Annotated in this window: 21 protein-coding genes and 2 pseudogenes; 12 read left to right on the top strand and 11 right to left on the bottom strand. The window is 63.9% G+C overall.

The window, feature by feature from the left end; all coding sequences use genetic code 11:
* The first annotated feature begins 31 nt into the window (after positions 1-31).
* A complete protein-coding gene (locus ACSFBF_RS33380; protein ID WP_435462731.1) occupies positions 32-1,516 on the top strand; it encodes an AMP-binding protein in 1,485 nt (494 codons plus the stop codon).
* Positions 1,517-1,662: 146 nt separating this feature from the next.
* Here ACSFBF_RS33380 and ACSFBF_RS33375 read toward each other — a convergent pair whose 3' ends face one another.
* The 3 genes from ACSFBF_RS33375 to ACSFBF_RS33365 form a co-directional block, all read right to left on the bottom strand.
* Positions 1,663-2,496 (bottom strand): IclR family transcriptional regulator, encoded by an 834-nt coding sequence (locus ACSFBF_RS33375; protein ID WP_435462730.1) that lies wholly within the window; start codon positions 2,494-2,496, stop codon positions 1,663-1,665.
* A 107-nt stretch (positions 2,497-2,603) separates the two neighbouring features.
* Complete coding sequence (locus tag ACSFBF_RS33370; protein ID WP_435462729.1) at positions 2,604-3,566, bottom strand: Bug family tripartite tricarboxylate transporter substrate binding protein; 963 nt, start codon at positions 3,564-3,566, stop codon at positions 2,604-2,606.
* Positions 3,567-3,752: 186 nt separating this feature from the next.
* Positions 3,753-4,220 (bottom strand): PaaI family thioesterase, encoded by a 468-nt coding sequence (locus tag ACSFBF_RS33365; RefSeq protein WP_435462728.1) that lies wholly within the window; start codon positions 4,218-4,220, stop codon positions 3,753-3,755.
* 161 nt (positions 4,221-4,381) lie between these two features.
* Here ACSFBF_RS33365 and ACSFBF_RS33360 point away from each other — a divergent pair, with 161 nt between their 5' ends.
* The 9 genes from ACSFBF_RS33360 to ACSFBF_RS33320 all read left to right on the top strand — a co-directional run bounded on the left by ACSFBF_RS33360 (position 4,382) and on the right by ACSFBF_RS33320 (position 15,854).
* Complete coding sequence (locus ACSFBF_RS33360) at positions 4,382-5,935, top strand: acetate--CoA ligase (protein ID WP_435462727.1); 1,554 nt, start codon at positions 4,382-4,384, stop codon at positions 5,933-5,935.
* A gap of 65 nt (positions 5,936-6,000) precedes the next feature.
* A complete protein-coding gene (locus ACSFBF_RS33355) occupies positions 6,001-7,140 on the top strand; it encodes an FAS1-like dehydratase domain-containing protein (RefSeq protein WP_435462726.1) in 1,140 nt (379 codons plus the stop codon).
* 48 nt (positions 7,141-7,188) lie between these two features.
* The gene (locus ACSFBF_RS33350; protein WP_435462725.1) at positions 7,189-8,403 is read left to right on the top strand and encodes a CaiB/BaiF CoA transferase family protein; all 1,215 of its coding nucleotides are present in this window, start codon (positions 7,189-7,191) and stop codon (positions 8,401-8,403) included.
* A gap of 986 nt (positions 8,404-9,389) precedes the next feature.
* Entirely contained in the window at positions 9,390-10,397 is a 1,008-nt protein-coding gene (locus ACSFBF_RS33345; RefSeq protein WP_435462724.1) for a helix-turn-helix transcriptional regulator, read from the top strand.
* Between the two features lie 159 nt (positions 10,398-10,556).
* Positions 10,557-14,015: a two-partner secretion domain-containing protein gene (locus ACSFBF_RS33340; RefSeq protein ID WP_435462723.1), complete on the top strand. Its 3,459-nt coding sequence runs from the start codon at positions 10,557-10,559 to the stop codon at positions 14,013-14,015.
* 90 nt (positions 14,016-14,105) lie between these two features.
* Positions 14,106-14,816: a ShlB/FhaC/HecB family hemolysin secretion/activation protein gene (locus ACSFBF_RS33335; protein ID WP_435462722.1), complete on the top strand. Its 711-nt coding sequence runs from the start codon at positions 14,106-14,108 to the stop codon at positions 14,814-14,816.
* 179 nt (positions 14,817-14,995) lie between these two features.
* Positions 14,996-15,385, top strand: coding sequence for an IS1096 element passenger TnpR family protein (locus tag ACSFBF_RS33330; protein ID WP_435462740.1), 390 nt, complete (start codon positions 14,996-14,998; stop codon positions 15,383-15,385).
* Complete coding sequence (locus ACSFBF_RS33325) at positions 15,382-15,519, top strand: hypothetical protein (RefSeq protein ID WP_435462721.1); 138 nt, start codon at positions 15,382-15,384, stop codon at positions 15,517-15,519. Before ACSFBF_RS33330 ends, ACSFBF_RS33325 begins: the two co-directional genes overlap by 4 nt.
* A 113-nt stretch (positions 15,520-15,632) precedes the next feature.
* The gene (locus ACSFBF_RS33320) at positions 15,633-15,854 is read left to right on the top strand and encodes a hypothetical protein (protein ID WP_435462720.1); all 222 of its coding nucleotides are present in this window, start codon (positions 15,633-15,635) and stop codon (positions 15,852-15,854) included.
* An 89-nt stretch (positions 15,855-15,943) separates the two neighbouring features.
* Here ACSFBF_RS33320 and ACSFBF_RS33315 read toward each other — a convergent pair whose 3' ends face one another.
* From ACSFBF_RS33315 to ACSFBF_RS33300, 4 genes and pseudogenes are all read right to left on the bottom strand, one after another.
* On the bottom strand, positions 15,944-16,354 hold the full coding sequence (locus ACSFBF_RS33315) for a transporter substrate-binding domain-containing protein (RefSeq protein WP_435462719.1): 411 nt from the start codon (positions 16,352-16,354) through the stop codon (positions 15,944-15,946).
* 1 nt (position 16,355) lies between these two features.
* A pseudogene (locus tag ACSFBF_RS33310) lies at positions 16,356-16,775 on the bottom strand (amino acid ABC transporter permease); the annotation flags it as partial.
* On the bottom strand, positions 16,751-16,924 hold the full coding sequence (locus tag ACSFBF_RS33305) for a hypothetical protein (protein ID WP_435474579.1): 174 nt from the start codon (positions 16,922-16,924) through the stop codon (positions 16,751-16,753). The gene ACSFBF_RS33305 and the pseudogene ACSFBF_RS33310, both read right to left, overlap by 25 nt.
* 158 nt (positions 16,925-17,082) lie before the next feature.
* Positions 17,083-17,491, bottom strand: a pseudogene (locus ACSFBF_RS33300) (transposase family protein); the annotation flags it as partial.
* Between the two features lie 189 nt (positions 17,492-17,680).
* Between ACSFBF_RS33300 and ACSFBF_RS33295 the strand changes: the two are divergent.
* Entirely contained in the window at positions 17,681-18,703 is a 1,023-nt protein-coding gene (locus tag ACSFBF_RS33295; protein ID WP_435474549.1) for a helix-turn-helix domain-containing protein, read from the top strand.
* Between the two features lie 661 nt (positions 18,704-19,364).
* Here the strand turns inward: ACSFBF_RS33295 and ACSFBF_RS33290 are convergent.
* The 3 genes from ACSFBF_RS33290 to ACSFBF_RS33280 form a co-directional block, all read right to left on the bottom strand.
* Positions 19,365-20,135 carry an SDR family NAD(P)-dependent oxidoreductase gene (locus tag ACSFBF_RS33290; RefSeq protein ID WP_435462716.1) on the bottom strand — a complete coding sequence of 257 codons (771 nt, stop codon included), beginning with the start codon at positions 20,133-20,135 and terminating at the stop codon, positions 19,365-19,367.
* 64 nt (positions 20,136-20,199) lie between these two features.
* Positions 20,200-21,795 carry a flavin-containing monooxygenase gene (locus ACSFBF_RS33285; RefSeq protein ID WP_435462715.1) on the bottom strand — a complete coding sequence of 532 codons (1,596 nt, stop codon included), beginning with the start codon at positions 21,793-21,795 and terminating at the stop codon, positions 20,200-20,202.
* A 40-nt stretch (positions 21,796-21,835) separates the two neighbouring features.
* Positions 21,836-22,738, bottom strand: coding sequence for an alpha/beta hydrolase (locus ACSFBF_RS33280; protein WP_435462714.1), 903 nt, complete (start codon positions 22,736-22,738; stop codon positions 21,836-21,838).
* Between the two features lie 91 nt (positions 22,739-22,829).
* On the opposite strand from ACSFBF_RS33280, the gene ACSFBF_RS33275 reads away from it, so the two are divergent.
* Positions 22,830-23,759, top strand: a complete 930-nt coding sequence (locus ACSFBF_RS33275) for a Bug family tripartite tricarboxylate transporter substrate binding protein (protein WP_435474576.1) — start codon at positions 22,830-22,832, stop codon at positions 23,757-23,759.
* Positions 23,760-23,909: 150 nt separating this feature from the next.
* Here the strand turns inward: ACSFBF_RS33275 and ACSFBF_RS33270 are convergent, their stop codons facing one another.
* The gene (locus ACSFBF_RS33270; RefSeq protein ID WP_435474546.1) at positions 23,910-24,644 is read right to left on the bottom strand and encodes an IclR family transcriptional regulator; all 735 of its coding nucleotides are present in this window, start codon (positions 24,642-24,644) and stop codon (positions 23,910-23,912) included.
* Positions 24,645-24,773: the final 129 nt, after the last annotated feature.

Genomic DNA, 24,773 nt, shown 5'->3' with positions numbered 1-24,773 from the left:
CCTCTGTTCGGCATCTTCGGGTTCGCATGCGATGAATCTCTTCACCTTGCTGGCGCATGCCGCGCGCCGCTTCCCGGCGCATGGCGCGGTGTTTCACGGCGAGCGTCTCGTGCAGCGCTATGGCGATCTGCATCGGCGGGCGCTCGAACTGGCCGCGGGGCTGCGAGGCCTTGGCCTGTCCGGAGAGCGGGTGGCCATCGTCACGGAGAACTGTCCGCAGTATGTCGAGCTCCTGTTCGGCATCTGGGCGGCCGAAGCGGTCGCCGTGCCCGTCAACGCCAAGCTGCACCCACGGGAAATGGTGCAGATCGTCGAGGATGCCGGAGCCCGGTTGGTGATAGCTTCCGCGAAGCTGGCCACGTCCGCTGGCGTCGATGCGTCGGCGGCTTGCAAGGTGATCACGATCGGCACCGATGCGTACGAAGCCTTGTTCTGCGAGCCCGCACCGGCTCCCGTGAACACCGCGGCCGATGCGCTGGCCTGGCTCTTCTACACCAGCGGTACGACCGGTCGCTCCAAGGGGGCGATGCTTTCGCACCGGAACCTGATGGCGATGACCGTCGCGCACCTGGCCGACATCGACGGCATCGAAGACGGCGACTCTCAAGTCCACGCGGCTCCGATGTCCCACGGCTCGGGGCTGTACATCCCCGCATACATCGCACGCGGTGCCAAGCAGGTGATTCCGCCGTCGGGAGGTTTCGATCCCGGGGAGTTCATCGGGCTTTGCAATGCGCACACGCGCTGCGGTGCGTTCCTCGCGCCGACCATGGTGCAGCGCCTGAGGCTCGAGGCCGAGCGGAGCGGCGCTAGGCCGGCCCACCTTCGCACCATCGTGTATGGCGGCGGCCCGATGTACGGCGAGGAACTGCGCAAGTCGATCGCCGTGTTCGGCCAAGTGTTCGTGCAGATCTACGGCCAGGGCGAATCGCCGATGACGATCGCCTGGCTGTCTCGCCGCGATCACGAGGTCGATGATCCGGCCATCCTGGGCTCCGTAGGCCAGGCGCGTACCGGCCTGGGGGTGCGGGTCGTCGACGCGCAGGGACGGGACCTGCCTTGCGGCGACATCGGAGAAATCGTCTGCCGTGGCGACACCGTCATGCGCGGGTACTGGAACAACCCTGCCGCCACGGCCGAGGCACTCGAGCGGGGCTGGCTGCGCACCGGCGATATGGGATCGCTCGACGCGCACGGCTACCTGACGCTGCGCGACCGCTCGAAGGACGTGATCATCAGCGGCGGCTCCAACATCTACCCGCGCGAGGTGGAAGAGGTACTGCTCTTGCTGCCGGGCGTCGTCGAGGCGTGCGTGGTCGGGCAGCGCGACGAGGAATGGGGCGAAATCGTGGTCGCCTATATCGTGGCGAAGCCCGATGTGACGCCGCAGGTGCTGGATGCGCATTGCGTCGCGCACATCGCGAGGTTCAAGCGGCCCAAGCACTACGTCTTCGTGCCGGAGCTTCCGAAAAACAGCTACGGAAAAGTCTTGAAGCGCGAGCTGCGCCAGCCCTAGCGGTCATTGCGGACCTCCAGAATGCCCCTGGCGGTGCACCTTGGCCAGGTGCGTGTCCGCAGGCATCGGAACAACCCGCAAGACGAGTTCGGGAAGTGCTCAGTCAGATCATCCTTGGCTCGCTCGGACCGAGAAGGAAAGCCTGCTCACCTGCGGGATGGAAGCAGCGCCGACAGCGCATCGGCTTCCTTCTTCATGGCCAAGGCGAGGTCGGTACCCGCCGTGCCAGCTAGTTTGTCGGAAAGACCAGTGGCGACAAGTGTGTGCGCAACCCGTCCGGAGGCATCGAGCAACGGGACCGCAATCACCGTCACGCCGCTCATGTAATGGCCGCGATCGATGCTGAAGCCGCGCTTGCGGACCTGCTCGACCTCGCGTTTCCACATGGCAAGATCGATCGGCTTGTCCCAGCGAAGGGTCTTGAAACGCTTTTCGATCTGCGGCCACGTCTCGCTGCTGAAGGCCGCCACCAGGCGCCCCGTGGCGCTGACCAGCGCAGGGAAACGGCTGCCGACATCCACGTGCAGACGGAACGGAGCGTTGGAGCGCGACAAGGCCAGCACGACCATCGGCTCCATGTCATGGGTCTCGACGCCGATCATCGTCACGTTCCAGTCTTTGGCCAGGGCGTCCAGTACCGGCTGTGCGAGGCTGGCGAAGCTGCTGCTCTCGATCGCACTGCGCGCCAGGCTCAGCATGCCGGTGCCCAGCGAATATCGCTTGGTGCCGCTGTCAATCTTGACCAGGTCTTCGACGATCAGCGCGCGCAGGATGTGCAAGCAGGTGCTGGGAACGAGCTGGAGCTCGTCGGCAATGGCCTTGACGCCCATCGCCTGCTCGGAGCGCCCGAGAAGCCGTAGGATTGCGATCGCGCGGGTGACGCCGGGCACGGGCCTCACCCGCACGGGCTTGGTGGGCTTGACACCCTTTTGCGCGGGCTTCTGAGCGGGCTTGGAGGCTGGAGGGGGGCTGGACTTCATGGGGCTTGCAATGGGCGGGCGCAAGCTTATCCCAGAAGATGCGCGGTGCCCGAGGCCGGCCCAGGTGTTGCCGACCGCGGCGACGGTGCCTGTGTGCGCCACCATGGCTAGTCCGCCTTGAGCCCCGATGTCTTGATGATCGGCTCCCACTTTCGGCGCTCGCCCTGCGCGAACTCGGCGAGCTGCTGGCGCGTGCCACCGCCCGGATCGAACCCGTATTCGAGCAGTTGCTGCCGGGTCTCGGGCTTCTTGAGGATGCGGTTCATCGTATCGTTCAACACGTCGAGCACCGCAGGCGGCGTGCCGCGTGGCGCGAACAGCGCATTCCATGCAATGACCTCGAAGCCTGCGTAGCCCTGCTCGGCCACCGGCTTGACGCCCGGCACCAGCGCACTCGGCACGGCCGAGGTGACCGCGATGGCGCGCACATGGCCTGCCTGCAGCTGCGAGCGCAATGCCGTAGGTGTATCGACCAGCAGCGGCAACTGCCCGCCGAGCACGTCGGTCATCGCAATGCCGGAGCCCTTGTAGGGCACATGAAAGATCTGCAGCCTGGAGCGCTCCTTGAGCAGCTCGATGACCAGGCGGGCGCTGGTGCTGGGTGTTGCGATGTCGGCAGAGCGCGGGTCGTTCTTGAGCGAGTTCACCAGATCGCCGATGGAGTGCATCGGCGACTTGGCGTTCACGGCCAGCACCATGGGAAAGCTGCCCGTGAGCACGATGGGCTCGAAGTCCCTTTCCGCCTTGATGCGCAGGCCCGCATAGAGGTATTGGTTGACCGCATGCGTGGCGTTGGTGCCCATCGTGAGCGTGTAGCCGTCGGGCGCTGCGTCGGCGGCGAGCTCGGTGCCCAGGTTGCCGCCGGCGCCCGGCCGGTTGTCGACGATGACCGGTTGCCCGAGTTCCCTGGCTAGCTGGTTGCCCAGGTAGCGCGTGGCGATGTCGGTGCCTTGCCCGGCCTGGTAGGCCACGATGATCCGTATGGGCTTGGTGGGGTAGGCCTGCGCCAGCGCGCCTTGCGAACAAAGAGCGATTGCGCAGCCCGCGGCGAGCAGCTTCCAAAGTCTCATTTTTGTCTCCTGTGAAGGCATTGCCGGTCCATGCCTCGCGCCCTTTTGCAGGGTCTGCGTCACAGGCCTGGCCTTCGTTCGGCCGTGAGTTGCTTCGATGGCACTTGGCGGCCGGAACGGCTTGGATCGAGTATCGAAGTCACGCATATGGTTGTCAAATGCGCTTTTATTTTGTACTGAGACAAATCAAATATGCTGCGACGCAAAAACCTCCAGAGTGCTCGGCAAAGGCGCTTGTACCTTCATGAGCGCCTGCGCGATCAGCACCTCCAGTCCCGCCACCTGAAGCAGGCCGCGCATGAACAGCAGGCTCGCGGTGCGGCGCACCACTTGCGCCCGCGCCTCGATGAGCACACCCGGGGCCACCGGAGCCAGGAACTGCGTGTCCAGTTGCACCGTCACGCAGGGCGTGCGGCCGGCGGCCTCCCAGGCCACGGTGCTGATCGCGTGATCGGCCAGAGTCGCCAGCAGGCCGCCGTGCACGACACCGGCCGGGTTCAGATGGGCGTCGCCAGCCCACACGCCGTAGACCCAGCTTTCGTTTTCGCGCAAGGCCCACAGCGGCCCCACGCCCGACATGAAGGCACCGGCGGTGCGGACACGGCGCCAGCCTGTGGCGGCAAGTTTCTCGAAGGGATCGACGGGTATTTCCATGGCGGCAGATGGTGTGTGAAGGGTGTGTGCGGATAAACGAAGCAGCTGCCATTTCTAACGCAGCAGCATTTTTGTTTTTGTCTATGTACAAAATGTAGTTGCATTTGACAAAATATAGTCACAAGTCGCATAGTTTGGGCATTCCGCAGAACCTGAACCCCATGACCCAACTGACCGACTACACCTCCTTCGCCGACGCACAGGCGCATTGCTCCACCGACAAGCTCTGGGCGCTGTTCGACGGCGACCGGCAGTCGTTCAACATCGCCAGCGAATGCGTCGATCGCCATGCGAGCGGCGACAAGGTGGCTGTGGTGGTGGCGCATGCGGGCGGCGGCGAAGAGGTCATCACCTTCAAGACGCTGTCGCGCCTGTCGAGCCGCTTCGCGCACTTGCTGGTGGCACGCGGTAGCCGGCCCGGCGACCGCATTGCGGTCATGCTCGAACCGTCGCTGGCCTTCTACGTGGCGATCTTCGGCGCGATCAAGACCGGGGCCATTGCCGTGCCGCTGTTCACGCTTTTCGGCCCCGACGGCATCCGGCTGCGCGTGGAAGACTGCAAGCCGAAGATCATCGTGACCAACGCCGAGAAGGCACCGGTGTCCCAAGGCATCGACGGTGTCGAGGTGCTTGTGGCCGATGGCGGCTTCATGCAGAGCCTGAGTGCGTTCCCCGACACCTTCGAGGTTCGGACAACCGCCGAGGACTACGCGATATTCCAGTACACGTCCGGCACCACCCGCGAATTGCCGGCGGCCGTCAAGCACAAGCAGCGCGCACTCGTCACGTTGATGCTGGCCGCGCTGTACGGCACGGGCATCCGACCCGGCGACCGCTTCTTCTGCCCCTCATCGCCCGCATGGGGGCATGGCCTGTGGCACGGCACGCTGGCGCCGCTAGCGCTGGGCGTGACCATCGGCGCTTACTCCGGCAAGTTCGATGCGGCGCGCCTGCTCAAGGCCCTGCAGCACGGCCGCTTCAACAACATCTCGGCCGCGGCAACGCACTTTCGGATGATGCGCAACTGCGGTGCGGCGCAAAAGTACAAGTACTACCTTGAGAAGGTCTCGTTCACCGGCGAGCCGATGGACAGCGAAACCGAAGACTTCGTGCGGACCACGTTCGGCCAGCCGGTGTGCAGCATGTACGGCACCACCGAGATCGGCGTGATCCTGGTCAACTATCCCGGCGCCGCGGACTTCCAGGTCAAGCGCGGATCGCTCGGCAAGCCCATCCCGGGTGGGCGCGTCGATGTGCAGAACCCTGAAGGCAAGACCTGCCCGACGGGCGTTGTCGGCGAGCTCAAGATCTGGCGCAACAACACCTGGGTGGCCACCAAGGACCTGGGCAAGGTCGACGCCGACGGCTACTTCTTTCACGCCGGCCGGGCCGACGACGTGATCATTTCCGCGGGCTGGACCATGAGCGCCGTCGAAATCGAAGACGCGGTGCTCAAGCACCCCGACGTGCGCGAGGCCGCTGCAATCGGTGTGGCCGACGCGCTTCGCGGCCAGGTGGTCAAGGCTTTCGTGGTCACCGAGCGTGAAGGCAGCGACGCCTTCACCAAGGAAATCCAGGACCTAGTGCGCAGTCGGCTGAGCCAGCACGAGTACCCGCGCCAGGTGGTGTTTGTCTCGGACCTTCCCAAGACACCCGCCGGCAAGGTCCATCGCAAGGTACTGCGGGACCGCGAACCCCAGCCTGCCAGCGTCTGACGCTTCACCGCCCTAGCCCTGTCTTTATTCCTATCCCTCTCACCACCACCAACAGGAGACAAACGATGTCTGTGCAAAACGAAAGAACCTTTCCCAAGATCACCGAGCGCGGCCTGGACGAATTGCGCGAGCGCATCGGCCAGAAGATCGAGAACACGCTGGAGCCATGGTGCTACGAAGCCACGCGCGACAACATCCGCCACTACGCCCACGGCATCGGCGACGACAACCCGCTGTGGTGCGATCCGGCGTACGCCGCCAAGACGCGATACGGCAGCGTCGTAGCCCTGCCCAGCTTCCTGTTCTCGACCAGCCGGATCGTGTCGGGCTACGTGGGTGGCCTGCCCGGCGTGCACGCGATGTGGTCGGGTGCCGACTGGACCTGGCACAAGCCGGTGCTGCGCAACGACGAGATCCGCACCGAGGCCTACCTGAAGGACCTGGTCGAGCACCAGACGCGTTTTGCCGGCCGTGCGGTGCAGCAGATTTACCACGTCGACTTCTTCAACCAGAAGGGCGACAAGGTGTCCGAGGCCGACAGCTGGTGCTTTCGCACCGAGCGCGACCACGCCCGCGAACAGGGCACCAAGTACAAGGAAGTGCGCGCGCGCACGCCGCGTCAGTACTCGCCCGAAGAAATCCAGGAGGCCTTCAAGCTCTACCGCGACGAGGAAGTGCGCGGCGCCACCCCGCGCTACTGGGAGGACGTGGTCGAGGGCGAGGCGTTGCCCGTGATGTTCAAGGGCCCGATGACCGTGACAGGCTTCATCGCCTATGCACAGGGCTGGGGCGGCCTGTACATCCGTGCCAACAAGATGGCCTGGAAGCTCATCGACGCGCATCCCGGCGTGGGCATCACCAACCGCTTCGGCATTCCCGACGTGCCCGAGCGTGTGCATTGGGAAGAAGACTTTGCGCTCGAAGTGGGCGCACCGGGTGCCTACGACTACGGTCCGGAACGGACCTCGTGGCTCACGCACCACCTGACGAACTGGATGGGCGATGATGGTTTCCTGCGCAAGGCCAGCTGCAAGATCCGCCGCCACAACCCCGAGGGCGACATGCTGTTCATCAAGGGTCATGTGAAGCGCAAGTACGTCGAGGACGGCAAGCACCTAGTCGAGATCGAACAGGAAGCGCGCAACCAGGACGACGAGCTCTCCGTGCTCGGCTCCGGCGTGGTTGAATTGCCCAGCCGCGGCTAGCATCGCCGGTCCAGACGCCAGGTCACACAACCCCAAGGAAGACAAGCAATGCGTGGTGCGCTCAGTGGCATTCGGGTGGTGGACCTATCTCGCGTGTTGGCGGGGCCCTTGTGCGCGCAAATGCTTGCGGACCATGGCGCGCAGGTGATCAAGGTGGAGCCGCCCGGCGGCGACGACACCCGCACGCTAGGTCCGCCTTTCGACAGCCACGGCGATGCGTCGTACTTCGGCGCCGTCAACCGCGGCAAGGAGTGCATCAGCATCGACCTGTCCAGGCCCGAGGGGCGGCGCGTGCTGGAGCGGCTGCTGGCGGACGCCGACGTGCTGATCGAAAACTTCCTGCCCGGCACGCTGGAGAAATGGGGCATCCCCTACGACGGCTGGATCAAGGAGCGCTTTCCGCGGCTCATTCACTGCAGCATCAGCGGCTTCGGCGCCGACGGTCCCTTGGGCGGTCTGCCGGGCTACGACGCAGTGCTGCAGGCGATTTGCGGGCTCATGAGCATCAACGGCGATGCGGCCAGCGGCCCGACGCGGATCGGCGTGCCGATCGTCGACCACCTCACGGCCTACACCGCGCTGTCGGGCATCCTGCTCGCGCTGCAGAGCCGCCACGCCTCGGGCCGGGGACAGCAGGTCGAGGCGACGTTGTTCGATGCTGCGCTGAGTCTGTTGGTCCCGCATGCGGCCAACTACTTTCAATCGCAGAAGCAGCCGGGGTTGCTTGGCAGCGCGCATCCCAACATCGCGCCCTACGACCGCTTCGCCTGCGAGGACGGCGAGATCTTTCTGGGCATCATGAACCGTGGCCAGTTCAAGAAATTCTGCTTCGTGGTGGAGCGGCCTGACCTGGCGCTGGACAAGCGCTTCGCCGATAACGCCCGGCGCCTCCAGCATCGGGATGCGCTACGAGCAGAGATCGAACGCGCCATCGGCCACCGCGCGCGAAAGTGGCTCTGCGATGCGTTGATGGCGGCGGGGGTGCCGGCAGCGCCGGTGCATTCGGTGTCGGAAGCCCTTGCCCAGCCTCATGCAGCGCATCGCGGGATGCTCGTCGCGCGCGAGGGTTACACTGGAATCGGTCTTCCTGTCCGGTTGCACGGCACGCCGGGTTCATCGGGCGCCAATCCGCGACCTTTCAATTCAGACGCCGTCTTCGTCTTGCAGTCGCTCGGATTCAACGCATTCGAGATCGATCAGCTCTTTGCCGATGGTGTCTTGCCTGCGCCGAAGCTGGGTGCTAAACATGCGACGCAGGCGTGAGCCATCTGACGGCTTGTGTGTTGGCGGCTCTCGCAGTGCGCCCGCGATGCCGAACCTGGAGTCGGTGAAGACCTTTTGGATAGATGTCGACTGACCCACGCGGCACGCCAGCATCTTCGAACTCTTTCGGAAGTTTTCCAGCTACCACTGCGTCCCCAACTTGCCGAAGGCTTTTTAGCTTCCGCAACCCCAGACGCTCAAGAAGCATGCCCAAAGGCTTCGAGAGCAGGGCACCTTCGCAGCTTCCGGCTGCCAGAAGCACATCGGACGGAGAGCGTGCGCGTCGCAGCCTGGAGGCCAGACCGCGCAACCGATGCAGGCCATGTCCAACACGGGCGGAACGCTGGCCTTGACAGTTCGCAGGGACTCGCTGCTGCGGTGGCGACGATGCATCTGGCCAATGACTGCGTCACGCTGTCGCACTTGACGCGCCTAACCCAGTCCCGAATCCGATCTCACATGCGCTTGATCTTCGCGCGGAGGCGTGTCAAGGCACTTTCGAGTCAGCAGGCGACATCACGGGCTGGTCGCAGCAAGCGTCGTTGCAACTTTCGATGTGAAACACGCCTTGAAAGCGCTTTGCCGGTTTCGGGGTGTTCGCACGACAAGCGCCCTATGCTTCAAGCGCCTTGATCATTCTGGTCGGAGTCTATGTCAGCTATCACGGGCTGCAGTCTTTGTATGCTGCAGGCGCTTTCTAGAAAACACGCGACGGGATTTCTCCCTTTATTTCGTCGCAGATGCCACCTTCAACGCGCAAGGCCGCCAATGCGCTGCGTTGAACGGAGCCTAACATTTAAGCATTTGAGCCGACGCTCTGAGCTGTCGGTGTCGATGCGGATTGACCAGACCGTCGAGCCGGCCCTATTCGCCCGCGCGCAGAAATCAGTGCGGGTGTAATACTTGCGAACAGGGCCGGAGCCATGCCGGGGCATGGTACCTCGTACATATCGGCACCAATTCAAACCCGTCGCATTGAAATCATCATGCCCTTCGACTTACCCGCTCTCGCACCCAAGGACTTTTCGCGTCTTTCCGCGGACGCCCGAACGCTGACTTCGCCAGCGTTCCGCGAGCGCCTGCTCGACGAGTTGCAGAACCGCTTTGGCTGTACCCATGTCGCGATCAACACGGTGCACCTGAGTGGTCACGTCAGTTCTTTCAGTCGCGGTTTCGTCGAAGAAAAGATGGGCGATGCCTGGGTGGAGACAGCAGGCCCCGAGCAGGACCTGCTCAGCCGCCGCATGTTGGCGCAGCCGGGCCGCAGCGTCATCGTTGACTGGTCGGACGCCGAGCTTCAATCGCCTGCGGCCACGCCGGCGCGCGCGTTCATGCAGCGCTTCGGCATTCACCATGCATTGGGCATTGCGCTGCAGATCCAGGGCGCGCAGGGGCTGACGCTGATCTCGATGTGTCGGCGCGCGCTGGCGCAACCCTTCGGTGACGCCGATGCCGCACTGCTGGACGGCGCCGCCGGCTACTGGATGGAAGCCTTGATGGTCAACCGCCTGCGCGTCAATCTGGCGCAGAGCACGCGCGACAGTACCGAGACACCGATGGCGCTGGCCACGCCCGATGGCTGGCTCATCTACCCGAACGCCGCATTCATGACCGCGTGGGCCGCCATGGCCGCCATCGATGGCGGCCCGCAAATGCCGCGTGTGCCCGAAGCCTGGCTGGCTGGCAAGGCCGAGCCGGACTCCATCCTCTCTGCCCAGGGCTGGACGCTGCGCAGCACCAGCGTCGAGGACGGATTGCGCATCGAGCTGCGCCGCCCCGAAGTGCCGAGCGCCCTGGCAACGCTCACCGAGCGCGAACACCAGGTGGCGAAGCTCTATGGCCACGGCCACAGCCACAAGGAGGTCGGGCGCACCTTGTCGCTCGCGCCCAACACGGTGCGCGCCCATCTCGGCCGGATCTTCGACAAGCTGGCCATCCGCTCGCGCGCGCAACTGCGGCAGATGCTGCCGTTCTCCGACTCGAGTTTTCTCTGAAGCACAGCCGCCGTCCCGGCGGCAATAGCGCAAAGTGCGCTAGCGACTGAATCCCTTCCCGAGACTACGGTACCGACTGCCCGGACAGCCAATGCCGGATGCGCACTTGCGCCAACAGCCGATGCCTCCGCGTCCAGGAGGCGCACAAGAGGGATCGTCGTGAAAATCAGAATTCGGCGGGGCGCCGTGTGCGCACTGGGCCTCGCGTTGTCCGCTGCGGGCGTCTGCGTGCGCGCGGCGCCCACCGGTGGCGCGGTAGCGGTCGGCTCCGGCAGCATCAGCCAGAACGGCGGCGGCACGACGATCACGCAGACCAGCCAGAACCTTGCGATCAACTGGGCCAGCTTCGGCATCGCCGCAGGTGAGCGCGTGGCCTTCGTGCAGGCGGGTGCCGGTGCCATTGCGCTGAACCGCGTGCTCGGCAGCGAGGTCTCCCGCATCGACGGCAGCCTCACGGCCAACGGCCAGGTGTGGATCCTGAACCCGAACGGCGTGCTGTTCGGCGCCGGCGCGCAGGTCAGCGTCGGTGGCCTCGTGGCCTCCACGCTCGGCCTGAGCGACGCCGACTTCATGGCCGGCTCGCGCAGCTTCAGCGCCGGCGGCAATCAGGGCAGCGTGATCAACCAGGGCAGCCTGACCGGCGGCTATGTGGCGCTGCTGGGCAAGCAGGTGAGCAACGAAGGCACGGTCATCACCGCCAACGGCACCACCGCGCTGGCCGCGGGCGACAAGGTGACGCTGAGCTTCAGCGGCAACCAGTTGCTGTCAGTGCTGGTGGACGGCGGCACGCTGAACGCACTCGCGCAGAACAAGGGCTTGATCCGCGCCGACAACGGCAGCGTGATCCTCACCGCCACCGCCAAGGACGCACTGCTGGGCACCGTGGTCAACAACGAAGGCGTGATCGAGGCGAAGGGCATCGATGCCAGCAGCGGCACCATCAAGCTGCTGGGCGGCATGAACGGTGGCACGGTCCGCGTCGGCGGCACGCTGGATGCCTCGGCCTCGGGCAGCCGCAAGGGCGGCTTCGTCGAGACGAGCGGGGCGCACGTCAAGGTGGCCGACAGCGCCCGCATCGACACGCGGTCGCAAGGCGGCCAGACGGGCACCTGGCTGATCGACCCCAGCGACTTCACCATTGCCGCGAGCGGCGGCGACATCACCGGCCAGACGCTGGGCAACCAGTTGGCCAGCACCGACGTGAGCATCGCGTCCAGCGCTGGCGGCACGGCGGGCGCGGGCGACATCCACGTCAACGATGCGGTGAGTTGGAGCAGCGACAGCAGGCTGACGCTCAACGCCGTCAACAACATCAACATCAACGCCGCCATCACGGCTACGGGCAACAGCGCCGGACTGGTACTGAACCATGGCGACTATGCGAACACGGGCAGCGTCGCCGCTGGCACCGACTACAACGTCAAGGCGCCCATCACACTGAGCGGTGCCCATGCCAGCCTGGCCATCAACGGCACGGACTACACGCTGATCCGCGACGTTGCGGGCCTGCAGGCGATGAGCGGCGATCTCAACGGTCATTACGCGCTGGCCGGGAACATCGACGCCAGCGCCACCGCCGGATGGAATTCGGGGGAGGGTTTCATTCCCGTGGGTGACTACAGCATTCCGTTCAGGGGATCGCTCCACGGCCTGGGCCACACTGTCGCCGGGCTCACCCTCGACAGCTCGCTCACCTACGTCGCGCTGTTCGGCTCCACGAGTGGCAGCACCTTGCGCGACTTCGGGCTGATCGACGGCAGTGTCCGGGCGACTAAGGACGATCTCGCCTATGTCGCCAACCTGGTCGGCGCGGCGATCAATACCACGATCGACAACGTCTTCGCCACGTCCGACGTGGCGACCAACACCAGGAACGCCTACGTTGGAGGCCTGGTCGCAGAACTCGATGGAGGTAGCCTTCGAAACAGCTACGCCACCGGCAATGTCTCCGGGACGGGCACCAATTCCTACGTCGGCGGCCTGGCGGGCGTGGTCTACCTGAATTCCACGGTCAGCAGCGCTTACGCCACCGGCGACGTGAACGGTACCGGCTACGGCACCCAGGCAGGCGGCTTGATCGGCTATGCCTACGCTTCGACCGTCGGCGACGTTCATGCCACAGGGCGTGTCACAGGCAATAGCATCAGCGGCGGCCTGGTCGGGTCTTCCGACGGGACCACGATCAGCAACGCCTATGCCACCGGCGATGTGGCCGGTGGAGAAGGCGTCCGCAATGGCGGCCTGATCGGCGTGTCCCTGGGCACCACGATCAATAACGCCTACGCGACCGGCGCAGTGGTTGGCTCGCAAAGGTCGGCCAATGGCGGACTGATCGGTTATGCCGACGAAGGTACCGTCATCAGCAACGCCTATGCCACCGGGAAGGTCACTGCATACGGGGACGAAACCACGAACGGTGGACTGATCGGCTATGCCTACGAAGCCCGCGTCGACAACGTCTACGCGACCGGTGCGGTCGAGGGCAATGGAAGCGAGGGCACCAGCGGCGGGCTGATCGGCACGAGCTACGGGGGCAGGATCGGCAGTGCCTATGCAGTTGGCAACGTTTCCGGCGGGGCCTATGCGGGTGGCCTGGTCGGCCATAGCGACCAGACCGTGCTCAGCAATGTCTATGCCTCTGGCGACGTCAGTGGCGGGGATTTCGGCGGAGGGCTGGTCGGGAACGCATCAAGGAGCACCGTCAACGATGCGTATGCCTCCGGCAGTGTCTTCGCAGGGAACTATGCGGGCGGTCTGATTGGCGTCAACGCTCTCGGCACGATCAACCGCAGCTATGCGAGCGGGACGGTCAGCGGCGACCTCACGGTCGGTGGACTGGTGGGATACAACGTCGCCGCGGGCGCGGGCACCGGGGTCATCACGGCCTCCTTCTGGCTGGCGAGCAATACCAACAGTGGCCTGGGCATCGGCATGGACAGGGGCACGGTCGACACCCTGACCCGAGGCCTGAGCGGCTCCGAGGCCAAGAGCCTCGACACCTACACTGCCGCCGGCTGGGACATGGGTTCCAGCGGCGGCACGAGCACCGCCTGGCGCATTTACGAGGGAAGCACGGGGCCGCTGCTGCGCAGCTTCCTCAAGCCGCTCACAGTGACCGCCGCCGATCTCACCGGCAAGGCCTACGATGGCACGGTGGCCAGCGGCAGCACCGGGTACAGCCTGTCGGACCCATCGGCCGTCCTGCTCGGCAGCGGCCTGAGTTACAGCACGAGTTCGGCCGACATCGGAAGCTACCGCAGCGCCGACGGCACGCTGCGGCTCTCCTCCGGCCTCTACTCGACCCAGCAGGGCTACGACATCAGCTATGTGGCGGGCCCGTTGACCATCCGCGAGGCCGCCGGCACCGACGTCCCGACGATGCCATCCGAGCCCTCGCCGCAGGCAAGCCCGCCGGAGGCCAGCCAGCCCAGTACCAGCCCCGGCGTTCCGGTCATTGCCGCCCCCAACACCCGCCTGGCCGAAGCGCAGCAGATCGCGCAGAGCGACCGGCCGGCGCAGGAGCCCTCGCGACACGCCGCCAACGGCACGCTCCAATTCAGTGTCCAGGACTGCGGCCTGCGCGTGGCCCCCGGCCAAGCCTGCAACGCCAGCGAGTGAGACGCCAGACCCCATGCACCAGCCTTTGCTGCGCTTCTTCGCGCGTCTTTCCTTCATTCGCCTTTCTTCCCTTACCTGCGCCATCCCTTCGTGCGCAGCCGCACGACCAACTGGTACGGCCAACTGCAATACGACGACAAGTCGCTGAAGGATGCCATCGGCAGCACCGCCACGCTCGCCCGGAACGACCTGCACAACGTGGTGCTCGGGCTCAACGGCGAGTGGCAGGACGGCTGGTTCGGTGGCGGTGGCAATGCGCTGGCGCTCAACCTCGTGCGAGGCCGCGCGCAGCTCGATGCCAGCAGCTTTCTGCAGGACGCGGCCAGCGCACGCAGCGCTGGCTCGTTCACCAAGCTCGGCTATCAATTGCAGCGGCTGCAGGTGCTGGCGCCGGGCCTGGGGCTCGCCCTGAGCGCGACGGGCCAGTTCGCGAACCGCAACCTGGTGTCGGCCGAGAAGTTCAGCCTCGGCGGCAGCCAGGGCGTGCGCGCCTTTGCCCAGGGCGAGGCCAACGGCGACGAAGGCTGGCTGGCCAGCGCGGAGCTGCGCTGGCAGCCGATGCCCGGCTGGCAGTTCAAGGCCTTCTACGATGCGGGCGGCGTCAAGATCAATCGCCGACCGTGGACCGATGCAGACAACCAGCGTCGCCTGGCCGGTGCGGGTCTGGGGATGGGCTGGGCCTCGGGCAAGACGGCCTTCACACTCACGGCGGCGTGGCCGACCCGGCGCGACGCGGCTGTGCTCAGCGCCCGCTCCCAGCACGGGGGGCGCTTCTGGGGGCAGATGACAGTTGCGTTCTAGAAATTTCGGTGTACACCCGTACGGGTGGCCTCACGTCGGCCTGGCTGAGCTGTAATCCATGTTTCAAGTGATGGGGGCGTGAACTTGCAGCTGATGAAGAGTCCCTCCGTAGTTCTGCAGAGTCGTCAGACGGCGCCATGGAGAAAGATTGCGGCGCAAGATTAATTCCAAATTCTTAAATCTATTCGGATGAGAACCGAATTCCAGCCTCTCATTTTTGGAGGCAATCCCGAGTGGAGCCCTTTCCCGAGGCCTTGGCGCTCGTCAAACTCAACCGAGTCATCCAAGCTGCCATGGGCTGGAACAACCCGCACCTTCACGACTTCACGATTGAAAACGCTACGGCAGGAGGGGACCATCGAAGTCCTGATGAGGGTGACCTGCTGAACCACGCCCACGTCCAGTGGCTTGCCCTCTCTGTCCAGAATGCATGCAGGGACCTGCGATGCCCATGTGAGATAGTCGTACTGCTGCCTGATGTTCGTGATGGCATTGAGCAGGCTGACGCTGACGATTTGCGCCTGGGTCTGCCGCCACTGAAGCCGATCGTGAAGCCTGGCTCAAGGTGAGCCGCGCGTACATCAACACGATCGCGGAATTCAAGACCGAGTTCGCGCATGCCGGCCGCGAGGCCAAGGCCGAGTTCATCGAGATCCTCGTCGGCCAGGTCCGGGCCAGGCTGTTCGAAGGCGGTGCAGCATGAGCAACGATCACTAAGTCACTGACGAACGTGTGCTCACGGCGGTTGCGGAGCTTGTTGGAGCGGGGAAGATGATCACGGACTTGACCGTTTGCAATGCCCTCGCTGACAGTCCAATGCGGTTCAAGGACTTGGCGCAAAAGTTCCTGCCGAACCCGAGCAACCTAGCCTACGGACTGCGAACCGCCTACGTGCACATCCGAACGGCAGAGATCAACGGACTTGTCTGCGAGTCCGACCATGCCTCCAGCGACAACGCGTACCAGCTCACCAACGCCGGCCGCCACATCGTTGATGACCAGCGTCACCGGCCCACGCGCCCACACGGTCTTGGCTGAGATCGAGGCAGATGCGAAGAAGGGCGGTGCAGCGTGAGCGCTCATCTCACCCGAGCCGAGCGCCGGGCGGCAAGTCACGAGGCGAGGTTTTACGCGGATGCGGCGGTTGCCGCTCGATTCCCAGACTTCAGGGTGATGCAGGCTTTCATTGATGCGCCAGCTGGATGCCTCAACGAGCTCGAACTTGAGGAGCGCGTGGGCGTTACTCGGAGGGCGCGCGACGATGAAGCAGAGATGAGTTCATGGTGCTTGGCCCCGGTCACCGGCACGATCTCGACCTTGACCCCGAGGTATTTGCCCATCAGCCGCGCGAAGTCGGCGTCCAGCCCTTCGGCCTCGCCGTTCGTCTTCATGACGCCAAAGGGCGGCAGGTCCACGAGCATGCCGACCTTGAGCGTGCCGGCCTTGACGATGTCGTCCACGCTCTGCGCGTAAACGGCCCCGGTACCGATGGCCATGGCGCCGATGAGCGCGAGTTTCCGAATCCAGTGGGCTGGCATGTCATGTCTCCTGTTGTAGATGTGAAGCGAAGCGGGCGCCGGTCTGGAGGCGGCGCTCCAGCCTTTGGCTGTACCAGGACAGTGGCCAGCAAATGCAGAAGTAGATGGCGGCCACGACCAGGAACACGGTGAGCGGACGGAAGGTCGCGTTGTTCACGATCTGGCCGCTGCGCGTGAGTTCGACGAAAGCGATGCTCGCGGCGAGCGAGGTGTTCTTGATCAGTTGTACCAGGAAGCCCATCGTCGGTGCGATCGCGATGCGCGCGGCCTGCGGCAGGGGCACGAGCGCCATGCGCAGCCAGTTCGGCGGGCCCAGCGCCTTGCTTGCCTCGTCCTGTCCGTGCGGCACTGACTCGATGCAGCCGCGCCATATCTCGCCCAGGAAAGCCACCGCATTCAACGTGAGCCCGAGCGCGGCCGAAGCGCACCCTCCGTAGCCTGACTGCGTGATGCGTGATGCGTGACCTTGCCGATCAATCGGCCCGGCGCCCGGCCAGGCTCTGCTACCGCGACGCTGATGCCGTCTTTATGGACATCCAGGTCCACGTGAAGCTTGATACGCTCTTCCATGGTTGGTCTCCTTGTTGCCGACGACGCAAGTCACAGCATGTAGCTCTACACGCCTCGGCGTGCAACCTACGATGTTGGAGACCGGCCGCCTGTCCGGGCAGGCGACCATCATGTCTAGGGCCTGTTAACACAACCGAAGTCCGTTGGCGGTCAACGCGAAAGCTGATGAAGCCGAGGAACATCACGTCGAACTTCTCGAAGCGAGAGAAGATTCTGCGGAAGCCCTTCAGGCGCCGGAACAGTCGCTCGACTTCATTGCGGCGCTTGTACGCTTGTACATCTCTCGGTCGTACTCCCATGGCTCGACCCGGGTCTTCAGCGGCGGCACTATGGGGATGAATCCAAGGTCGAGCGCCAACTGCCGCGTCTCGTTGCCTTCGTTGGCCCACCCAATCGGCGCAGCAAGGCTCGCCCTTCTGGTCCGCCGTGTGCCTGTCCGGGCGACAGCGAGAACGTTATGGCCGTTCGCGTATCTGCGGCAGCCATATGAATCTTGGTGTTCCATCCACCTCAGATTTGCCGATGGCCTGTGGCCCGTTTTTTTAACGCGCCAGTTTCATCCGGGTGCCCTTGATTCTGTCCAAACTGCGAGCACAGCAAGACTTGCCCAGCGTCCTCACTTTTCGGGGCGCGCAGTTTGGCGGGGCCAACTCTGTCCGGGTCTTGCTTCGCTGCAGCGCATGACAGAATCGCCGGGCGTCGCTGGGAATAACCCCCATTGGCGGTCGCGATCGCTACGAGTAAAGTTGAACCTCGGTGCAAGCCATCATAGGCACACTGGAGATGCTGTTTGTGACCCAACTCATTGCGCCCGACGACGTACCCCACTGGATACCCGGCCGGCTGACCCTCGACAGTGCGCCGGTCGGATGGGAGCAAGTCACGCTCAAGGGCTATCACTATGAATCCATTGACGTTGCCATTCCCTCGATGCGCGACTACATGATCGTACGTTACAAGTGCGACGATGCAGTCGTGAGCCGGCGCGCTGGTGGCCCTTGGCGGAGCGAGAGGGTCAGGCGGGGCGTGTTTTCCCTGCTAACCCGCGGCGAATCGTCGCAGTGGAAGTGGGACCGTCCGGTCGACGTCACCCACATCTATCTCACGCAGACGGATCTGTGTCGTGTCGCGGAGGACGTCTTCGAGCGAAGCGTCCGTGACGTCGGCATGGAAGACTGCGTACGTGCCGAGGACGGCGTCCTTCTCGGCGTGATGTCCGCCTTCGAGGCTGAACTGGAAAGTGGCGGGCTCGGTGGCCATCTCTATCGGTCGGCCCTTGTGGACCAGCTTTGCGTTCACCTGTTGCGCCGCTATGCCAGGGCCGGAGTCCGGGAACTGCCGCTGGCCGGCCGCATGGCCGATTGGCAACGGCGGCGCCTTGTGCAGTACATAGAGGACAATCTGGATCGGAACTTCAAGCTTGACGAGATGGCTCGCGAGGCCAGTGTCAGCGTCTCCGGGCTGATCCGCAAGTTTCCCGCGGAGTTTGGCTGCTCACCCCATGCCTACGTTCTGCGCCGGCGTTTGGAGCGCGCGCAGCGGCTCCTCGGCCGTCCGGTGGCCATGCCACTGAAATGCATTGCCGCGGACTGCGGCTTCTCCGACCAGAGCCATCTGTTGCGCCACTTCAAGCGGGCGTTCCAGCAAACCCCCGTGCAGTACCGGAGCACGATCACTGGGAGGTCCGTGTCACCGCTCGAGCCTGACAACTTCATCGACGATGCCCCTGGAATGGCTGAGCCGAGACCCATCAGAAGAGCGTCAGGACGCGCAGATTGACCTGGTTGTTGACCTTGAAGCGTTCGCGCACCTTGATGTCGCGGCCATAGGTCGCCACCAACTGGACGGTCGGCGCGGCGAACCAGTCGACGCCGTCATTGAACTTGGTCGTTGCCTGCCGGTTGTCCTGATCGACGTACAGCGAGTCCAGTTTGGCCGGCTTGAAGAAACGTTGATAAGGACCCTGCCCTTCCCATTTGGAAAGGCCCTGCGTGAGTGACCCTTAGCTGGTGGCCTGGCGACATTCCTCAGGTGGCTCACGTGTTGAGCCAAATGCGAACGAGGATGGTTTCACCGCAAAAGGACCAACCCTGGCGATGAGCCTCCCAGGCTATTTGCCCGTGTGTCGTCAAAATCGGATCGTGACGATGCGTCCCTCGGCTCGTCGCAATTGCGCGGCGTCCGGCCCTCACCAAGAGAATCACCTCTTACCCGTGGCGGAAGCAGGTCGAGATCACCAGACTTGATCCGGATATCTCGCAGGCATTGAAGAAGTAAAGCCATCGTCGGGCCCGTTTGATGATGAAGTCACTCGTCCACAGAGCCAAATGCGTTCACGTGACTGAAGTTCGTCGCCAATCAGGAAATGCAGAGTTCACGGCACACCTTGATGTCTTTGAAAGCAGCATCGATTACATCACCGATGCCGCAGCCGGCACGGTCAACCGGCGGTGTAACCGCCGTCGATCACTAATTCAGATCCGGTCATGAAGGTGGTTTCGTCAGACGCCAGGAAGAGAACGCCGTTCGCGATGTCTTCGGGCAGACCGACGTGACCAACGGGGTGCTTCGCATCCATGGCACTGCGAAACTCCTTCATGTCCAGACCTGCGTCCAGACCGAGCCTTTCTACCATCGGGGTCCAGATGTAGCCGGGGTGAACCGAGTTCACACGAATCTTGTCGGCGGCGTACAGCAGTGCATCGTTCTTAGTCATGCAGCGCACCGCGCCTTTGGATGCGTGGTACGGCGGCAAGTCGCTTGCGCCGACGAGGCCGTACACCGACGACATGTTGATGATGCTGCCGCCGCCGGCAGCGCGCATGTGCGGCACCCCATGCTTTGTGCATAGGAACACTGCGGTAGAGTTAATTGCAAACGTGCGGTTCCAGTCCTCAAGGGTGACCTCGTGGGTTGGGACGTTAGGGCCCGCAATGCCAGCGTTGGCCACCAACACGTCAAGCTTGCCGAAGGTCTCGACCACATCAGCGAACACCCGCGCGACGTCAGCCTCGGCGGTGACATCCACGTGCCAGTACTGGGCCGTGCCGCCCGCAGACTTGATCGACGAAACCAACGTGGCGCCTTTCGCGTCCTGAATGTCGAGCACCGCCACCTTGGCACCTTCGCGCGCTAGCAAGGTGCTGATCGCGCCGCCAATCCCTTCCACGCCACCGGTCACGATGGCCACTTTTCCATTTACTCTTCCCATGATGATGTCTCCTCTAGATTTAATTTCGAAAGATGGCCTCCCGCGCTGAGGCGGGCACCTTGCCTCAGTTGAAGGCGAACCCTTCGTAGCCCTTGCTTCGGACAGTCTCGAGTTGCTGCCGGTAGGCACCGATCCCGGCCATGTAGAACATGACGGCACTCTTTTTGCCGGGGATGTTGGCGCCGAAGATCCACGAGTCGACCTTTGGGAAGAGCGTCATGTTGGCAATGTCCTCGCAGGTCTGGGTCCAGCCTTCCTCAGCTTTGAGAGTCGGCTCAATGGTTGCGACCTTCGAATGTTCGGCATGGCCGATAGCCCCGGCGATCCATTCCACCTGTGCCTCGATACAGGGGGGCAGGTTGGCAAACGGGCCGTTGGGTCCGAGGATCATGAACATGTTCGGAAAGCCGTGCGTGGCCAGACCCAGGTAGCTCGTGGGTCCATCGGTCCAGCTGTCGTTGATGTGCCGCCCGCCGCGTCCGCGCAGGTCCATCGAACGGTAGTTGCCGTCCACCGCGTCGAAACCGGTGGCGAAGACGAGCACGTCGAGCTTGTGCTCGACGCCGTCGGCCGTGCGCACCCCGGCGGGTGTGATCTTCTCGATCCGGTTCTCCGCGATTGAAACCAGCTCGACGTTGTCGCGGTTGTAGGTCTCGTAGTAGCCCTCGTTGCACAGCGGGCGTTTGGCGTACAGGCCGGTCGGGGTGAGCTTGCGGGCGGTCTGCGGGTCCTTGACGATTTCCTTGATCTTCGAGCGGATGAAGGCGGCCGCGGCCTCGTTGGCCTCCGGGTTGGTGGCGATGTCGCAGAACGTGCCGAACATGAACCGGAAGCCGTTGCCCTTGTCCCAGTTCTCCTGGAAGATGCGGCGCCGCTCCTCCTCGGAAACCTTCATCGCTTCGACGCCGCTCTCCTGGAAACCGAAGGCAACCACGGAGTCGCGCACCTGATCCCAGATCGCGTCAAAGTTCTTCTTGGTCTCGACGACCTCGGCCGGCTCGACCGGGCCGTTGCCGGACGGAACGCAATACTGGGGCGAGCGCTGGAAGACCGTCAGATGGCCGGCCTGCTTGGCGGCGGCTACGATGAACTGCGTTCCGGTGGAGCCGGTTCCCAGCACGCCGACACGCTTGCCGGCGAGGTCGAGGTCTTTCGGCCAGTCGTTAGTGTGCACGAAGGTGCCACTGAAGCTGTCGCGCCCGGGAATGTCGGGGATGTTGGTCTTCGCGAGCAGACCGAGCGCTGTGACCAGGTAGCGGCTCGTGAACGCCTCGCCGGTGCTGGTGCGGATCCGCCAGGCATTGCACTGCTCGTCGAACACCGCGCTCGTCACCTCGGTGTTGAGCTGGATGTCGCGGCGCAGATCTAGGCGGTCGACGACGTGGTTCAGGTACTTCTCGATGTCGGGCTGCTCCAGGTAGCGGGCGTTCCAGTCCCCCTCTTGAAGCAGGTCCTTGTCGAAGGAGTAGCGGTAGACGAAGCTCTCGGTGTCGGACTTGGCGCCGGGGTAGCGATTGAAGTACCAGGTGCCGCCGATGCCGCCGCCCTTCTCGAACGCCCGGATCTTCGACCCGAACTCCTTGCGCAGCTTGTGCAGCATGTAGATGCCGGCGAAGCCGGTGCCGATGACGATGGCGTCGAAGCGTTGCTCGTTTTCCATGGCGATGGTTGCTGTGTTCTTGCTGAGATCAGGGGAGCGCTCACGCGCCCTTGAACCACTTGGCGATGCGCCGCAGTTCGTCGTCAGCCTCGGGAGCCCTGCCAGCGAGGATGGGGAAGACGTGCTGCATGCCGCCGACCACTGACAAGGTGACCGAAACGCCGGCCGCTTTCGCGATGCGAGCGAGGTCCTGTGCGTTGTCGAGCAGCGTTTCGATCTCACCCGCGTTGATGTACAGGCGAGGGAATCCCCGGTAATCGGCCTTCAGCGGGTTGGTGAGCGGATCTGTGCGCGAGCCCTTCTCGCCGAGAAACATGCCGGACATGGCCTCGACGATGGGTCTGTTGACGAGGACGTCGGTGGCCGCATTCGTCTGCAACGTCTTGCCGACATGTTCCATGTCGAGCCAGGGGGAGAAGGCGATGACGGCGCCCGGCAACGCCACGCCATCCTGGCGCAGCTTCAGCACGGTGGAGATGGCCAGGTTGCCACCGGCCGAGTCGCCGCTGGTGACGATGTCCGAAGCCTTGTAGCCACGCGCCAGCAGCTCCTTGTAGACGGCCGTGGAGTCCTCGAGCTGGGCGGGAAAGGGATGCTCCGGCGCACGCCGATAGTCGATCACCACGGCGGTCACGCCCAGATGCTTGGCGAGGTGTCCGGCGAGCTTGCGATGGCTCGCCGACGACCCCACCGCGAACCCGCCGCCGTGGGTATAGAGGATGACCTTCGTCGTGTCGGCCCCTTGCGGCAGGGCCCACACGGCCTCGACGCCAACGAGCAGGTCCGACTTGTAAGTCACGCCTTCAGGCTCGAGCGTCGGCTGGTGCCACTCGTCGAAGAGGCTGCGCAGATCGGCGATGGGCAGTCCGGGATTGGCCGCCATGCGGTCCGACCAAGACTGGTACAGCGCACGCAGGGTATTCGATTGGGGTGAGGTTTCCATGCTTGTCTCCGTCTGTTGCGATGTGGGATCGGATTATTCGGAGCAAGCGCCCTTCCAGTATTGAACGTCTTGGTCGCACCCGTTGAAGGAAATGAGCAACGAGAGACACGAAGGAGGTCTTCGGGTCCGGTATCCGTCCAGACCGATCACGCTGGTCGTCTCGTTTGAACCCGGAGGTTCTACCGACATTTCTGCACGCGCGGTCGCGCAGGAGCTCTCGGCCGTCCTTGGCCAGCCTGTCGTCGTCGACAACAAGCCGGGAGCAGGGGGGCGCATTGGAACGAGATATGCCGCCCTGGCGAAAGCTGATGGCTACACGCTTCTTTGGGGGAGTGGGAGCACCCTGACGGCTGGGCCAGTGCTCTATCCGGACCAGGGGCACGTGGCGGGACTGACTCCCATCAGCCTGGGCGCGACCCAGCCTTTCGTTTTCGTGACGACGCCTTCCACTGGCGCGAGAACCTTGAAGGAATTCGTCGCGTTGGCAAAGCGGCGACCCGGTGAGCTGAACTTTGCATCGGCAGGAACGGGGTCGAGCAATCATTTGCTGGGCGAGATATTCATGTCAGCCACTGGCATCCAACTGGTTCACGTGCCCTACAGAGGAGCGGCCTCGGCAAAGGAGGGGCTGCTGAAGGGAGATGCCCAGTTGATGGATGAGGTCATCTCCCCGCTCATCGGCGCGCTGCGCGCCAATCAACTGGTTCCGTTGTTCATAACGAGTGACACACGCGACCGACTGTTCCCGTCCATTCCGACCGCGGCGGAGGTCGGGCTCCCGGAATTGGCCATTGCCGGTTTCTTTGGACTGCTCGCCCCGGGTGGGACGCCGCCGGAAATATTGGCGAAGCTCAATGGCGCCATGAAGAAGGCACTGGCGGCGCCCGCGGTCAGCCAAGCATTCGATAACCTGGGGTTCACCGCAGCCTACAGCACCCCCGAAGAGATGCAGGCACGAATTGCTCAGGGAAAAGCGACCTATCAGCGCGTCGTCTCGGAGCGGAAGATCAAGGTCGATTGATCGGTCGTCGCGATGTCGTCGGTGTGGAGCTTTCGAAAGCCAGTGCAGATGCGCTGGCTTCAACGCTTGCCGAGCTTGGATGCAGCGAGTGCGTTGCTTCTTGATTGCGTTCGTCGGCTCGCGGCCGACTGCAAACGCGGAGTTGGTCTTTTAGCCCGTGATTCGCGATGTGATCTTCCGAGCGGCGTCGACCATCAGTGTCGAAAGGAAGGCTCGGTTGAAAGCATTGAAGCGCTCGGAGTTTCCCGCCAGGGTAATGCTTCCGAGGATGCGTCCCTTCTCGTCGAAGATGGGCGCGGCAATGCCGCTCTTGCCAGGATCGAGTTCGCCCTCACTGATGCAGTAGCCGTCCTTGCGGATGCGCAGCATGGCTTTGGAGAAATCTTTCCACGTCAATCCGATGCGCTCGAGATCTTCGGGGGCGGCGCTGTCGAACAGGCGCCGCACCTGGCGCGGCAACAGATACGCAAGGATGACCCGCGAGGTGGCACTGCGGAAAAGGTCCATCGGGCGGCCGCGTCCGAAGTTCAGTGTCAGCTCGTCGGCGCCGGAACGCTGAAGGATGTTGATCACGGTCGAGCCGTAGAGCTCGCTGATGAGCAGTTCCAGGTTTGTCTGTGCCACCAGGTCGCCCACGATGTCGCGGCTCGCTGTCAGCAAAGGGTCGAACTGCGTCATGTGCCGATCAAGTTCGATGATCCGCGGCCCCAACGCGTAGCCGCGCGGCAGACGCACCAACAGACCCACGTTGGACAGTTCGCGCACATAGCGATAAGCGCTTGCCGGCGTGTAGCCCAGTTGCGAGCAAATGATTTCGATATCGATCACGGGCTGATCTGGCTTGAACAGATTCAGCACCTCGAGCATGCGACTCAGGCTATTCATGGTGTCGGGAGTCAGGTTGGGTGCAGCGCGTGGGCCGTGCCCGAGCAAACCCCGAGGTTAAACGATGCGGCGCGCGAGCGACTGTTGCATGTGGCCGTTCTCCGTCCCGTCAATATATGCATGAAAATC

Source organism: Variovorax nivicola (genome assembly GCF_051216475.1).
GTDB lineage: Bacteria > Pseudomonadota > Gammaproteobacteria > Burkholderiales > Burkholderiaceae_C > Variovorax.
This window is presented reverse-complemented; position numbering and strand designations above follow the sequence as displayed.

Bases quoted from the DNA above. Each gene is read 5' to 3' on its own strand.
- ACSFBF_RS33305 (WP_435474579.1), bottom strand. From the start codon at position 16,924: ATGGAAGAGCGTATCAAGCTTCACGTGGACCTGGATGTCCATAAAGAC.
- ACSFBF_RS33270 (WP_435474546.1), bottom strand. From the start codon at position 24,644: ATGAATAGCCTGAGTCGCATGCTCGAGGTGCTGAATCTGTTCAAGCCA.
- ACSFBF_RS33360 (WP_435462727.1), top strand. From the start codon at position 4,382: ATGACCCAACTGACCGACTACACCTCCTTCGCCGACGCACAGGCGCAT.
- ACSFBF_RS33370 (WP_435462729.1), bottom strand. From the start codon at position 3,566: ATGAGACTTTGGAAGCTGCTCGCCGCGGGCTGCGCAATCGCTCTTTGT.
- ACSFBF_RS33345 (WP_435462724.1), top strand. From the start codon at position 9,390: ATGCCCTTCGACTTACCCGCTCTCGCACCCAAGGACTTTTCGCGTCTT.
- ACSFBF_RS33285 (WP_435462715.1), bottom strand. From the start codon at position 21,795: ATGGAAAACGAGCAACGCTTCGACGCCATCGTCATCGGCACCGGCTTC.
- ACSFBF_RS33275 (WP_435474576.1), top strand. From the start codon at position 22,830: ATGAGCAACGAGAGACACGAAGGAGGTCTTCGGGTCCGGTATCCGTCC.
- ACSFBF_RS33355 (WP_435462726.1), top strand. From the start codon at position 6,001: ATGTCTGTGCAAAACGAAAGAACCTTTCCCAAGATCACCGAGCGCGGC.
- ACSFBF_RS33290 (WP_435462716.1), bottom strand. From the start codon at position 20,135: ATGGGAAGAGTAAATGGAAAAGTGGCCATCGTGACCGGTGGCGTGGAA.
- ACSFBF_RS33350 (WP_435462725.1), top strand. From the start codon at position 7,189: ATGCGTGGTGCGCTCAGTGGCATTCGGGTGGTGGACCTATCTCGCGTG.
- ACSFBF_RS33375 (WP_435462730.1), bottom strand. From the start codon at position 2,496: ATGAAGTCCAGCCCCCCTCCAGCCTCCAAGCCCGCTCAGAAGCCCGCG.
- ACSFBF_RS33320 (WP_435462720.1), top strand. From the start codon at position 15,633: ATGCGGTTCAAGGACTTGGCGCAAAAGTTCCTGCCGAACCCGAGCAAC.
- ACSFBF_RS33365 (WP_435462728.1), bottom strand. From the start codon at position 4,220: ATGGAAATACCCGTCGATCCCTTCGAGAAACTTGCCGCCACAGGCTGG.
- ACSFBF_RS33315 (WP_435462719.1), bottom strand. From the start codon at position 16,354: ATGCCAGCCCACTGGATTCGGAAACTCGCGCTCATCGGCGCCATGGCC.
- ACSFBF_RS33280 (WP_435462714.1), bottom strand. From the start codon at position 22,738: ATGGAAACCTCACCCCAATCGAATACCCTGCGTGCGCTGTACCAGTCT.
- ACSFBF_RS33380 (WP_435462731.1), top strand. From the start codon at position 32: ATGAATCTCTTCACCTTGCTGGCGCATGCCGCGCGCCGCTTCCCGGCG.